The 13,303-nt window shown below is 71.8% G+C and carries 7 protein-coding genes; 5 read left to right on the forward strand and 2 right to left on the reverse strand.

Annotated elements, in window-relative coordinates; genetic code table 11:
- Positions 1 to 3: 3 nt before the first annotated feature.
- Positions 4 to 1,212: a nucleotide sugar dehydrogenase gene (locus POF73_RS02510; RefSeq protein WP_272112719.1), complete on the reverse strand. Its 1,209-nt coding sequence runs from the start codon at positions 1,210 to 1,212 to the stop codon at positions 4 to 6.
- Positions 1,213 to 1,474: 262 nt separating this feature from the next.
- On the opposite strand from POF73_RS02510, the gene POF73_RS02515 reads away from it, so the two are divergent.
- Positions 1,475 to 3,181, forward strand: a complete 1,707-nt coding sequence (locus tag POF73_RS02515) for a glycerol-3-phosphate dehydrogenase/oxidase (RefSeq protein WP_272112720.1) — start codon at positions 1,475 to 1,477, stop codon at positions 3,179 to 3,181.
- Between the two features lie 78 nt (positions 3,182 to 3,259).
- On the opposite strand, the gene POF73_RS02520 is transcribed toward POF73_RS02515, so the two are convergent.
- The gene (locus POF73_RS02520) at positions 3,260 to 4,342 is read right to left on the reverse strand and encodes a serine hydrolase domain-containing protein (RefSeq protein WP_443049395.1); all 1,083 of its coding nucleotides are present in this window, start codon (positions 4,340 to 4,342) and stop codon (positions 3,260 to 3,262) included.
- A 195-nt stretch (positions 4,343 to 4,537) separates the two neighbouring features.
- Between POF73_RS02520 and POF73_RS02525 the strand changes: the two genes are divergently transcribed.
- The 4 genes from POF73_RS02525 (at position 4,538) to POF73_RS02540 (ending at position 13,254) form a co-directional block, all read left to right on the forward strand.
- Positions 4,538 to 6,724 carry a serine/threonine-protein kinase gene (locus tag POF73_RS02525; protein ID WP_272112721.1) on the forward strand — a complete coding sequence of 729 codons (2,187 nt, stop codon included), beginning with the start codon at positions 4,538 to 4,540 and terminating at the stop codon, positions 6,722 to 6,724.
- A gap of 182 nt (positions 6,725 to 6,906) precedes the next feature.
- Complete coding sequence (locus POF73_RS02530; protein ID WP_272112722.1) at positions 6,907 to 10,050, forward strand: protein kinase; 3,144 nt, start codon at positions 6,907 to 6,909, stop codon at positions 10,048 to 10,050.
- 200 nt (positions 10,051 to 10,250) lie between these two features.
- Positions 10,251 to 11,945 (forward strand): serine/threonine-protein kinase, encoded by a 1,695-nt coding sequence (locus POF73_RS02535; RefSeq protein ID WP_272112723.1) that lies wholly within the window; start codon positions 10,251 to 10,253, stop codon positions 11,943 to 11,945.
- A 109-nt stretch (positions 11,946 to 12,054) separates the two neighbouring features.
- Positions 12,055 to 13,254 (forward strand): serine/threonine-protein kinase, encoded by a 1,200-nt coding sequence (locus POF73_RS02540; protein WP_272112724.1) that lies wholly within the window; start codon positions 12,055 to 12,057, stop codon positions 13,252 to 13,254.
- Positions 13,255 to 13,303: the final 49 nt, after the last annotated feature.

Consider the following 13,303-nt stretch of genomic DNA (forward strand, 5'->3'; position numbering starts at 1 on the left):
GTGTTACAACCGATGTGCCGCCCCTGTAGGCGCCGCGCCCCGGGTGTCCAGCAACAGCTGGGCCTTCACCGACAGCCCTTGCAGGTCGTACGTCCGATGCTGCTGGAGCAGGATCGTCAGGTCGGCCTCCGCGACGGCCTCGTACAGGGCGTCCGCACGCGGGACCGGGCGGTCGAGGATGCTCCAGGAGGCGACGTAGGGGTCGTGGTAGCTGATGGAGGCGCCCAGCTCCAGCAGGCGGATGGCGACCTCCTGGGCGGGGGTGGACTGCTGGTCGGCGAGGTCGGGCTTGTAGGTGACGCCGAGGAGGAGGACGCGGGCGGCGCGCACGGACTTGCCGTGTTCGTTGAGGAGGGCGGCGGCGCGCTGGACGACGTAGCGCGGCATCTGGCTGTTGACCTGCTCGGCCAGTTCGACCATGCGCAGGGTGCGGCCGGCGGGGCCGGTGAGGTCCTGAGGGACGGCGTGGCCGCCGACGCCGGGGCCGGGGCGGAAGGCCTCGAAGCCGAACGGCTTGGTCTCGGCGCAGCGGATGACGTCCCAGATGTCGACGCCCAAGTCGTGGCAGAGCACGGCCATTTCGTTGACGAGGGCGATGTTGACGTGCCGGAAGTTGGTCTCCAGCACCTGCACGGTCTCCGCCTCACGCGGGCCACGCGCGCGTACCACCTTGTCGGTGAGGCGGCCGTAGAAGGCGGCCGCCGACTCGGTGCACGCGGGCGTGAGGCCGCCGATCACCTTGGGGGTGTTGGCGGGCGTGAAATGGCGGTTGCCGGGGTCGACTCGACTGGGGGAGTAGGCCAGGTGGAAGTCGCGGCCGGCGCGCATCCCCGAGCCCTCTTCGAGAAGCGGGCGCAGGACGTTCTCGGTGGTGCCCGGGGGCACGGGCGACTCCAGGATGACGGTGGTGTGCTGGCGCAGCTGGGCCGCCAGGGTGCGGGCGGCCGTCTCCACCTGGCTCAGGTCGAGCCCGCCGTCCGTGCCGCGCGGGGTGGGCGGGCAGATGACGGCGGTCCGTACCCGGCCGAGTTCGGCCGGGTTGGTGGCGTGCCGGAAGCCCCCCGAGAGCATCCGGCGCAGTTCTGCGGGACTGAGGGAGCCGGGCTCGGGCCCGGTTCGGTAACCGAGCGTGGGGATGCCGACGGCGATGGCGGCCTTGGCCAGCGGCAGGCCGTACGGGCCTAGTCCGATGACGGCGAGATCTGCGGGCATGGCGTGGGCCGTCCTTCCCAGTAACCGAAGCGGGGCAGGTGCGCAAGCCCTGTGGACAGAACGAGGGGGCGCAATGTCAGACTAGGAGTAAATATGACCGATTTGCGGGATTGAATGATCGCGTTTCCTTGAGTGTTGTCCACAGGGTGGTGGTGCGTAGTGGCTGAAGTTGGGCAAGCCGGTCAGAATTTGGGCATGAGGGGTTCGAAGCGGGCTTCGCCCGACGGGTGCGGCCTACGCGACCGATAAGCGGGAGGCAGCGGTGAGGACAGCGACACTGGGGCCGGCGGAGCGCGCCGAGTCACTGGCAGCGATGGCCGAGCGCGAGCTGGACCTACTGGTCGTGGGCGGCGGCGTCGTGGGCGCGGGCACCGCCCTCGACGCGGTGACCCGCGGACTGTCCACCGGCCTGGTCGAGGCCCGCGACTGGGCCTCGGGCACGTCCAGCAGGTCCAGCAAGCTGATCCACGGGGGCCTGCGCTATCTGGAGATGCTCGACTTCGTGCTCGTACGGGAGGCACTGAAGGAGCGCGGCCTGCTGCTGGAGCGGCTCGCACCGCACCTGGTGAAGCCGGTGCCGTTCCTGTACCCGCTGCAGCACAAGGGCTGGGAGCGCCTGTACGCCGGTTCGGGCGTCGCGCTCTACGACGTGATGTCGATGGCCCGGGGCCATGGGCGGGGCCTGCCTCTGCACCGCCATCTGACCCGCAGTCACGCCCTGCGCGTCGCCCCCGCCCTGAGGAAGGACGCACTGGTCGGCGCATTGCAGTACTACGACGCGCAGATGGACGACGCCCGCTATGTGGCCACTCTCGTGCGCACGGCGGCGGCCTACGGCGCGAAGGTCGCCAACCGCGCGCGTGTCACCGCGTTTCTGCGCGAGGGCGAGCGTGTCGTCGGGGCGCGGGTGCAGGACGTCGAGGCGGGCGGGGAGTACGAGATCCGCGCCCAGCAGATCGTCAACGCGACCGGCGTGTGGACCGACGACACCCAGTCGATGGTGGGGGAGCGCGGGCAGTTCCACGTACGCGCCTCCAAGGGCATCCATCTGGTCGTCCCCAAGGACCGCATCCACTCGTCGACGGGCCTGATCCTGCGCACCGAGAAGTCCGTGCTGTTCGTCATCCCCTGGGGCCGGCACTGGATCGTCGGCACCACCGACACCGACTGGGACCTCGACAAGGCCCACCCGGCCGCGTCCAGCGCGGACATCGACTACCTGCTGGAACACGTGAACTCGGTGCTGGCGGTGCCTCTGACGCGCGATGACGTGGAGGGCGTGTACGCCGGACTGCGGCCCCTGCTCGCGGGGGAGTCGGACGCCACCAGCAAGCTGTCGCGCGAGCACACCGTGGCCCACCCCGTGCCCGGGCTCGTCGTCGTGGCCGGCGGCAAGTACACGACGTACCGGGTGATGGCCAAGGACGCGGTGGACGCGGCGGTGCACGGGCTCGACATGCGGGTCGCCGAGTGCGTGACGGAGGACATCCCGCTCGTGGGTGCCGAGGGGTACCGGGCGCTGTGGAACGCGCGGGCGCGGATCGCGGCGCGTACGGGCCTTCATGTGGTGCGGGTGGAGCACCTGTTGAACCGGTACGGATCGCTGGCGGAGGAGGTGCTGGAGCTCATCGCCGCGAATCCCACGCTGGGCGAGCCCCTGAATTCCGCCGACGACTATCTGCGCGCCGAGATCGTGTACGCCGCCTCGCACGAGGGGGCGCGGCACCTGGACGACGTGCTGACACGGCGGACGCGCATCTCGATCGAGACGTTCGACCGCGGGACACGGTGCGCACGCGAGGCGGCCGAGCTGATGGCGCCGGTGCTGGGCTGGGACAAGGACCACATCGAGCGCGAGATCGAGCACTACCAGAAGCGGGTGGAGGCCGAGCGGGAGTCGCAGCGGCAGCCGGACGACCTGACGGCGGACGCGGCGCGGCTGGGGGCGCCGGACATCGTGCCGTTGTAGGACTCCGGCGGCTCGGAACCGGGAACGTCACCCGAACGGGTGGCGGAAGTTGGGATATCTGCTCGAACCCCGGCCGTTCTACCTGGTGCGAGGGCAGAACTCGGCGGCGAGCAGCCGGGGTTCGAGGCCGGGATCTGCGATCGCCGTCGTGTTCACCCGGAATGTAAGGACACGACGACCGTCGACGGTGGCCGCGGAGCGCACGTAGCTGCCGGAGATGCGCCCGCTGTGCCCCCATACGACGGTGCCGCACGGCAGTTTCACGGGAAAGAGCCCCATGCCGTACGAGCCATGCGCGGCACGGGTGTCGAGCATCTCGCGCAGCCAGCGCGGGGGCAGCAGCCGCCCGCCGAGCAGTGCGGCGTAGAAGCGGTCCAGATCGGCGAGCGTGGTCACCAGCTCGCCCGCGGCGCCGGCCACCCGCGGGTCGAGCTCGGTGACGTCGGTCCCGTCGGTGGCGTAGGCGCGGCCGTGCGGCGAGGGAAGAGAGGTACGGGACCCAGGGAAGGAGGTGCCGGTCAGACCCAGCGGAGCGATGATGCGCCGCTCGGCCTCGGCGGCGTACGAGCGGCCGGTGACCCGCTCGATGACCAGGCCGAGCAGGACGTAGTTGGTGTTCGAGTAGGAGAAGCTGCCGCGTTCGGCAGGGGGGTGGGTGAGTGCGATGCGCAGGGCCTGAAGCGGCGTGACGGGGACGGTGCCCCTGGTCTCGGCGGTGAAGTCGTACAGGCCGCTGGTGTGGGTCAGCAGGGAACGAAGGGCCAGCGCGCGCCCGTCGTTTCCCGCCCCGCGCACCAGTCCCGGCAGATACCTCTCGACTGTGTCGGAGAGGGACAGCTGTCCTTCGGCGGCCAGTTGCAGTACCACCGTCGCGATGAAGCTCTTGGTGATGCTTCCGGCGCGGAAGTGGTCGGTGAGGGCGAGACCCTGGCCGGCTTGGGCGTAGCGGGTGCCGGTCTCCTCGCGGGCGAGCAGGACCGCGGCGGGGGCCTTGCCCTGAGAGACGAGCAGAGGAAGGAGGGCGCCCGTCGCCCGTGCCGGGGGCGCCGATGAGGCGATAGGGGCCAGACCGAGCAGTGTCACGGACATCAGACCCAGAAGGGACAGGCACACGGGAACGCCCAGTAGCGTCCGGAACAGCGGCGTCGCCGGTCGTGCCATTGCGGGTTCCTTCCCTTGTCGCGGCCCATCATGCCGGGCGGCGGAATGTGTCATTCAGCGGGGCTCGGGTGTGATGTGGTGAGGAGGTTCGGGTCGTGCGGCTGTGTGGCGGCACGACGGGCACCCTGGGCGTTGGGCACTTGTCGGGTGAGAGACAATGGAGGCTCTGTCAGGGCGGGTTGTATGAGGGGACGCATGTCGGAGGCGGAGCGGGCGGGGACATCCCGTCAGGACACTCGTCAGGACGACCGCGAGCGTCTCCTCGCGGGGCGGTACCGGCTGGGAGGAGTACTCGGCCGAGGCGGCATGGGCACGGTGTGGCGTGCCGTGGACGAGACTCTGGGGCGGACGGTCGCCGTCAAGGAGCTGCGGTTCCCGTCGAACATCGACGAGGAGGAGAAGCGTCGCCTCATCACGCGCACCCTGCGTGAGGCCAAGGCGATCGCGCGGATCCGCAACAACAGCGCGGTCACGGTGTTCGACGTCGTCGAGGAGGACGACCGGCCGTGGATCGTGATGGAGCTCGTCGAGGGCAAGTCGCTCGCCGAGGTCATCCGGGAGGACGGCCTCCTGGAGCCCAAGCGGGCGGCCGAGGTCGGCCTGGCCATCCTCGACGTGCTGCGGTCCGCGCACCGCGAGGGCATCCTGCACCGTGACGTGAAGCCGTCGAACGTCCTGCTGGAGTCCGACACCGACCGGGTCGTGCTCACCGACTTCGGCATCGCCCAGGTGGAGGGCGACCCGTCCATCACCTCGACCGGCATGCTCGTCGGCGCCCCCTCCTACATCTCCCCGGAACGGGCCCGCGGCCACAAGCCGGGTCCGGCGGCCGACCTCTGGTCGCTGGGCGGGCTGTTGTACGCGTCGGTCGAGGGTGTGCCGCCGTACGACAAGGGCTCCGCGATCGCCACGCTGACGGCGGTGATGACCGAGCCGATGGAGGAGCCGAAGAACGCGGGGCCGCTGAAGGACGTCATCTACGGCCTGCTCACCAAGGATCCCGTCGAGCGGCTCGACGACGCCGGTGCGCGGGCGATGCTCAAGGCCGTCATCCACGCGCCCGAGCCCAAGGACGAGCCGGAGCCGCTGGACGCGACGAGGGTCGTTCCGTTGCCGCCGCAGCCCGGCTCGCCCGAGGGCAAGGGCCGTTCGGGCGCCGGGTCCCGGTTCGGCTCCGGTGGCAAGCGGGGCGAGGAGGCCGGGGAGCGGTTGCGCGGGGCGCTGCGGTCCGTGCGGAAGGCCGCGGTGAGCGCGGGGGCGGCCGGGGCGGCGGCTGCGTCTCGGGCCAAGCCCGGGAGCGAGGCCGCTGGTTCGGGAGCCGGCGCGGATGCCGATGCGGTCGAGTCCGGTGGTGCGGCCGGTGGGGCGGCGTCCACGGGTGTGGGCGGCGCCAAGGCGTCGTCGGCGGCTTCGGAGCGGGATTCCGGTGCCGGGGCCAAGGCTGCTGCCGGTTCCGAAGTCAGTCGTGTGAGCTCCGCTGGAAGTGGGAGCTCCGGCGCCGGGCCCGGGTCCGGTGCGGGTGTCGGTCAGCGGGATGCCGAGACGGCGAAGATGCAGAGCGGAGGGCGGAGTTCGGGGTGGCCTGTGATGACGCCGCCGGATCTGCCGCCGCGTCCTGTGCCGAGAGCGCCGCTCAGCGATGTGGTGCCGAAGCGGACGATGGTGATCATCGCGCTCGTCGTGGTGCTCGCGGTGGTCGCTGTGGTGCTGGCCATCACGTTCAACGGCGGTGACGATTCGAAGGCGTCGGCGAGCGGTGGCGGGGGCGCGAAGGCTTCTGCCCGGGCGAGCGGGAGTGCCGACACCAAGCAGGACAAGGCCGGCGGTACGCACACGGACGGCGCGGCAACGGCGTCCGCGACCACCGGGGCGAAGGGCGGGAGCACGCCGAGTGCCGGTGCGAGCGCGACCGGTGAGAGCGGTGCCGAGGCCGGGTCCGGGAGCGACAGCGGGGCCAAGTCGACGCACAACGGCAGCCAGGGGTACTCGATCGGGCTGCCCGACGGGTGGAAGTACCAGTCCTCGGGGTCGGCGGGGGACCGTTTCACCGGGCCCGACGGACAGAAGCTGCTCGTCGCCTGGACGTCCACGCCGAAGGGCGACCCGGTCGCGGACTGGAAGAACCAGGAGCGGTACATGGAGCGCTCCCAGTACAAGCTGATCCGGATAGAGGAGGTGGACTACCGCGGTTGGAACACGGCCGACTGGGAGTTCACTTATGTCGAGGGCGGGACGAAGTACCGGACGATCGACCGTGGCTTCGTGGTGAACGGGCAACTCGGATATGCACTGATGTACACCGCGAAGGGTGCGAACTGGGACAGCGACCTGCGCAAGGAGACATGGCGGACGCTGACGGTTTCGTTCAAGCCGAAGTCGTGAACTGACCTGGTCTCGGTTCGGGGTTGCGGTCGGGTTTGAGCCGTGAGATACGGCAACCCCTCTTTGCGGGTTGCCTCCGGCACGTATCGTGAATGATTGCGGACCGTACGCATCCAGTCCTGCGTCCGGAACGGGACGCAAGGCGAACGGGATTGACCAACCGGGCTGCCGGGGGAGGCAACGTGGACGACTATGCGGGTCGGGTACTCGCCGACCGCTACCGCCTGCCGCTGCCGCCTTCCGACGAGTACGAACTCACCGAGTCCCGGGCCTTCGACACCTACAGCGGGCAGGAAGTCCTGGTCCGGCAGGTGCCGTTGCCGGAGGTCGTCGAGGCGGAGGTGCTCGACGCCGAGGGGCTGCCCGACGGTTTCACCGCACGGGAGGTGCGGGACCGTGGGGCGGGGCGACGGCCCTCGGGGCGTTCGAATGCGCGTCGGCCCAGTGATCCCGCTGTCCGGCGGGCGGTCGAGGCGGCGCAGGCCGCGGCGCGGATCCCCGACCATCCGCGGCTGGACCAGGTCTTCGACGTGTTCGCCGAGGGCGGTTCGCTGTGGATAGTGAGCGAGTTGGTGGCCGCGCGTCCGCTGGCCGCGTTGCTCGCCGAAAAGCCGTTGACGCCGTACCGGGCGGCCGAGGTCGCCTCCGACGTGCTCATGGCGCTGCGGGTGCTGCACGCCCATGGCTGGGTGCATCGGAACATCACCGCGCGCACGGTGCTCGTCTGCGACGACGGCCGGGTGATGCTGACCGGGCTCGCGGTCGGGGCCGCCGAGGAGGCGCTGTGCGGGTATGACCCGGTGCCGGCCGAGGACGGCGCCGGTGGGGCGGCCGCGGCGGTCGAGGTGTTCGGTGGTGGGCCCGCTTCCGGTGGTGCGGGCCGTCCCGGTGAGCTTGCGGGCGGGAGCGGGGCCGGTGGGATCGGTGGGCCCGGTCCCGGCGACGCGGACCCCGAGGCTGCCCGGCGTGCCGCCATCGAGGCACGTGCGGCCGGTGGGCTGCCGGTGCCCGGGGGCGATGCGGGCACCGGGGCCGGGGGGGCCGACGTGGCACCGCGCGGGGCCCTCGACACCGGCGGGGACATCAGGGCCGCGCGGGCCGGAGCGATCGCCGCGTACCGGGCGGGGGCGCGTGCCGCGGCCCGGGTCCAGGACGGGCAGCAGAACGGACGGGCCGCGTTGCCCGGGGCTCGCCCGGCGCCCGAAGGCGGCCCCCACGCCCAGGCCGGCGGTTCGGGCGGCCCCGCCGCCCAGGCCAACGGTTCGGCGCAGCAGCCGTACCCCGCACCGCCGTACTCCTCCCAGCCCCACCCCGCCACCAACGGTGCCACCACACCTCCGGGCCAGATCGCCGACCCGTACGGCGTACAGGCCCCGCCCTGGCACGGTGCGGCGCCCCGAAGCGGTGCGGCCGGTGGCATACCGACGGACGAGAGCCGTGACCAGACGGCACTGCCTCCGTCGGTCCCGGATACCCAGCCCGACGGCACCGACGGCTTCCCGACACGGGGTGTGCCTGCTCCAGGCACTGATGGCTTCCCTGCGCAGGGTCTCCCGGCCCCTGGCAGCATGGGTTCCTCCGCGACGGGGCTTCCTGCCCCCGGCGTAGACGGTTCTCCCGCGCTGGGCGTGCCTGCTCCAGGCACTGATGGCTTCCCTGCGCAGGGTCTCCCGACCCCTGGCAGCATGGGTTCCTCCGCGACGGGGCTTCCTGCCTCCGGCGTAGACGGTTCTCCCACGCAGGGCCTGCCCGCCCCAGCTCCCGGAGCTTTCCCCAGGCAGGGCTTCCCCGCCCCCGGCGCAGACGGCTCCTCCACGCAGGGCCTCCCCGCTGCAGGCGCCGGTGCCTTCCCCGCCCAGGCCGGCCGAGGTGCCGGTCCCGCTGGCTTCCCCGCTCAGGGCGCGCCCATCCCCACCGGCTTCCCGGTGCCGGGCGGCACCGCCCCCACGCCCTCTGCCCCCACCACGCCCTCCACCCCCACCACGCCCTCCACCCCCGGCGGTGCCACCCACTCCCCGGCCCGCTGGGACGACCTCGTGTCGCGTACTCCCGCTCACCGTGGGCCCGCCACCGCGCTTGCCGCGGAGCGGGCTCGGCAGGCGCGGATGGCTGTGGTCGGGCCCGTGACCGAGCGGTGGGCGCCGGAGCAGGCCGGGCCGGTGCATGAGAACTGGCAGCTGGCCGCGCCGATCGGGCCCGCGACCGATCTGTGGGCGCTGGGGGCGCTGCTCTTCCGGGCCGTGCAGGGACATGCGCCGTACCCGGAGGAGTCGACGGCCGAGCTGGTGCAGATGGTGTGCGCGGAGCCGCCCGCCTTCGCCGAGGAGTGCGGGCCGCTCCGGCCGGTCGTGGAGTCGTTGCTGCGTCAGGACCCCACCGACCGCCTCGACTTCGAGGAGCTGGGCGGCTGGCTGCGGTCCCTGGTGCGGTCGGCGCCCGAACCGGACGCCGGTACGCATGTCGTGGCCGCGCCGCCGGTCGACCCCAACCGGCTGCCGATCGTGCGGCGCCGCGGCGAGCTGGTGCGCCGGCGGCGGGCCGGGCTGCCCGCGCATCATGGGCGGCACAAGCGGGCCAGGCAGGAGGAGCGTTCGCCGCGGAGACTCGGCCGTACGCTGCTGCTGCTCGTCCTGCTGGGCATGGCCGCGGCGATCGCGTACGCCATGCTGTTCATGCCGAAGGCCGACCAGGGCGACGGCGCCACGGCGGACGCAGATCGCACCGGCGCCGCCGGCCAGGCCGATCAGGCGACGCCGGAGCAGTCCGCGGAGGCGAGCAGCGAGCCGCGGCCCGACCAGACGTCCCCGGAGTCCGGCAACAGCCCTTCCGAGTCGGCCGGTTCCACCGAGGCGCAGACCAGCAACCCCGAGCTTCCCGACGGTTTCACCCTGCGTGAGGACTCGGCCGGTTTCCAGGTCGCCGTGGCCAACGGCTGGGACCGCACACCGAAGAACGGGCGCGGGCAGGTGGTGTACGCGCACGGCGACTTCGACCTCATCGTCGTACCGGGGCGGGACACCGCGGACCAGTACGGCAGCGACCCCATGGTCTACCAGCGGGAGCACGAGCGGGAGCTGCAGCCCTACCGCGACTCCAGCTGGGCCGCCTCCAGCGGGCTGAAGTCGATCCAGGTCGGCGAGCGGAGCATGGCCGAGGGACAGTTCACCTGGACCGACGACCAGGGGCGCGAGCTGTTCGTGCGCAACCTCGCGATCCTGATCGGCGGGCGGTACCACGTGGTGCAGGTACGCGGTCCGGAGGCCGAGCGGGACGAGGTGACGCGGCTGTTCGAGCAGGCGTCGGCGACGTATCAGGTGACTGGTTGACGGATGTATCAAGTCGTCGGCCGACGGGCGTATCAAGTCACCGGTTGGTTCCGGGCGTAAACCCTGGGTGATGGTTGCTTCAGCGCTGCGAAAGCGACAACCATCACAGTGCGGTCTCCTTGGCACCCCCGTGGTTCCAGTAGTGTCGGCCGGTCCTTAGTCTGACCCTGTCAAGAGCATTGCGGGGCAACGTGAATCAGATGCAGGGCCAGCTCGTTTCGGGGCGCTACCGGCTCGCCGACGCGATCGGCAGCGGCGGTATGGGCCGAGTCTGGCGTGCGCACGACGAGGTGCTGCATCGGGCCGTCGCGATCAAGGAACTGACCGCCGCGCTCTACGTCTCCGAGAGCGACCAGGAGCGGCTGCTCGCCCGCACCCGTGCCGAGGCCCGCGCCGCCGCGCGCATCAACCACTCCGCCGTGGTCACCGTCCACGACGTGCTGGAGCACGACGGCCGGCCGTGGATCGTGATGGAGCTGGTCGAGGGATACTCGCTGGCCGACGCGGTCAAGGAGCGCGGGCGCGTCGAGCCGGCCGAGGCCGCCCGGATCGGCCTGTGGGTGCTGCGGGCCCTGCGCGCCGCGCACTCCGCCGGGGTCCTGCACCGGGACGTCAAGCCCGGCAACGTCCTGATCTCCGCCGACGACGGCCGGGTCCTGCTCACCGACTTCGGTATCGCCCAGATCGAGGGCGACACCACCATCACCCGCACCGGTGAGGTCGTCGGCTCGGTCGACTATCTCGCCCCCGAGCGCGTCCGTGGCCATGACCCGGGCGCCGCCTCCGACCTGTGGGCGCTCGGCGCGACGCTGTACACGGCGGTCGAGGGGCGCTCGCCGTTCCGGCGCACCTCGCCGCTGTCCACGATGCAGGCGGTCGTGGACGAGGAGCCCGCCGCGCCGCAGCACGGCGGCCCGCTCACGCCCGTGATCACCGCCCTGCTGCGCAAGGATCCGGCCACCCGCCCCGGCGCGGCCGAGGCCGAGCAGATGCTGGCCGAGGCGGCGGAGGGGCGCAGACCCAGCACGGCCCAGGCGTTCGTGCCGACGCAGCACACCCGGTACGAGCCGGAGGCGCGCACCGGGCCCGAGTACATGGGCTCCCAGTACACCGGGACCCCGCACACCGGCCCTGCGCACACCGGGGCCACGGCCCGCACCGGGCAGGACACGCCCACCGGCACGCCGTATCCCCCGATGACCGGCCCGACGGCCATCGGCCCGCCGCACGACAGGGCAGGCACCGGCACGGGCGCCCGGCCGGGCAAGCGGCGGCGGCTGCGCACGGTCGTCCTCGTCGTCGCCCTCGCCGCGATCGTCGGCGGCGGCACCGCGGTCGTACTGCAGAAGTGGGGGCCGCAGAGGGGCGGTACGTCCGCCTCGGCCGCGCCCGCACCGAGCGTCACGGAGTCGAAGGGCCCGGGAGGTGTCGTCTGGGAGAACGTCGACGACCCGCTGGGATTCAGCCTGCATCTGCCCAAGGGCTGGAAGCGGAAAGTGGTCCAGGACGACGGCGATCTCAAGCAGATCGACTACTCGCCCGACAACGGTCGGCACTTCGTCCGGATCGCCGTCGACAGGTCGCCCGACTTCGCCAGCCCGTACGAGCACCAGCGTGACCTGGAAGAACAGCTCCAGCGGCTGGTCGGCTACAAGCGCGTGACCATGGAGGAGAACCTCTACCGCGACCGCAAGGGCGCCCTGTGGGAGTACACCTGGACCGCCCTGGCGAAGGACACGCCCTACCCCGGGCCGCGGCGCGCCATCGAGGAGACGTACATCGCCCGCGACGGCACCGAGTACGCGATCTACATGTCCTCGCCGGTGAGCAGCTGGAGCACGACGCGAGAGCAGTTCACATCGGTGCTGCAGGGGTGGCAGCCGGACGGCTCGTGAAGCGCCGGTTCCCGAAGCCCTTTGCCGGTTTGCAGAGGCTTTGCCACTTTGCATAGTTGGCCGATCGGCACCCCGGAGTCGGTCCGTCCGGTGCGGCATGATGAGGCGCATGGGGACCGAGGGGGCCAACTTCCGTGTGATCGCGGGGCGTTACCGCCTCGACGCGAAACTCGGCCGGGGCGGCATGGGTGTCGTATGGCGGGCGACCGACCAGTTGCTCGGGCGCAGGGTGGCCGTCAAGGAGCTCCCACTCGACGAGAGGCTCTCCGCGGCCGACGCCCGGCGCCAGCGTGAGCGCACGCTGCGCGAGGCCCAGGCGGTCGCGCAGCTCAGCCATCCGCACGTCATCGTCGTCCATGACGTGGTCGAGGACGCCGAACGCCCGTACATCGTCATGGAGTTGATCGACGGCGACTCCCTCGCCGACCGGCTCGCGACACACGGGCCCGTCGACGCGCCGGAGGCCGCCCGGATAGGCGTCGACCTGCTCAGCGCGCTGCGCACGGCCCATGCGGCCGGAGTGCTGCACCGGGACATCAAGCCGGACAACGTGCTCATCGAGAACGGCACCGAGCGCGTCGTCCTCACCGACTTCGGCATCGCCCAGATGCCGGGGGCCAGCACGCTCACCGAGTCCGGGTCCTTCGTCGGATCGCCCGAGTACACCGCGCCCGAGCGAATGTCAGGCGCCGGGACCGGCCCGGCTGCCGACCTGTGGTCGGTGGGCGCGCTGCTGTGCGCGGCCCTGAGCGGCGAATCGCCTTTCCGGCGCGACTCGTTGAGCGGCATCGTGCTCGCCGTGGTGTCCGACGACATCCGTCCGCCGGCGCAGGCGGCGCCGATCCTGCCCGTCGTACAGGGGCTGTTGGAGCGCGATCCGGGGCTGCGGCTGGATGCGGCGGGGGCCGAGCGGATGCTGCGGGAGTTTCTGGTGACGGGTCTCGCACCTGTGCCGAAACGGTTCAGCAGGGGAGAGCGCACGTACTCGCCCCGCACTGTGCTGGCCACCGCCGTGCTGGTCGCCGCGATGGCGGTGGCCGGGGTGTCGGCGGCGGCGTTGCTGGTGAAGGGGGGTGGGGACGGGGGTGTCGTGCCGACCAGTTCGGTACCGGACACATCGGTCGGGCGGCCGAGTACGGCGACCGGCTCCGCCACGGCGACCACCTCCATGACGGCGACCACCTCCAGTACGCCCAGCGGATCTCCCTCGTCCAGCTCGTCGCCCTCCCGCACTCCGTCCCCTTCGCTCACCCCGTCTCCCTCCCGCACGCCATCCCCTTCGGCCCCCGAACCCACCAACTCCGAATAAAGGGGAGATAAGTAGCACCGCGAGTCACGGCTCTGTGACCGGAAAGGGT

The sequence above is a fragment of the Streptomyces sp. HD genome, from assembly GCF_028369295.1.
Lineage (GTDB): Bacteria > Actinomycetota > Actinomycetes > Streptomycetales > Streptomycetaceae > Streptomyces.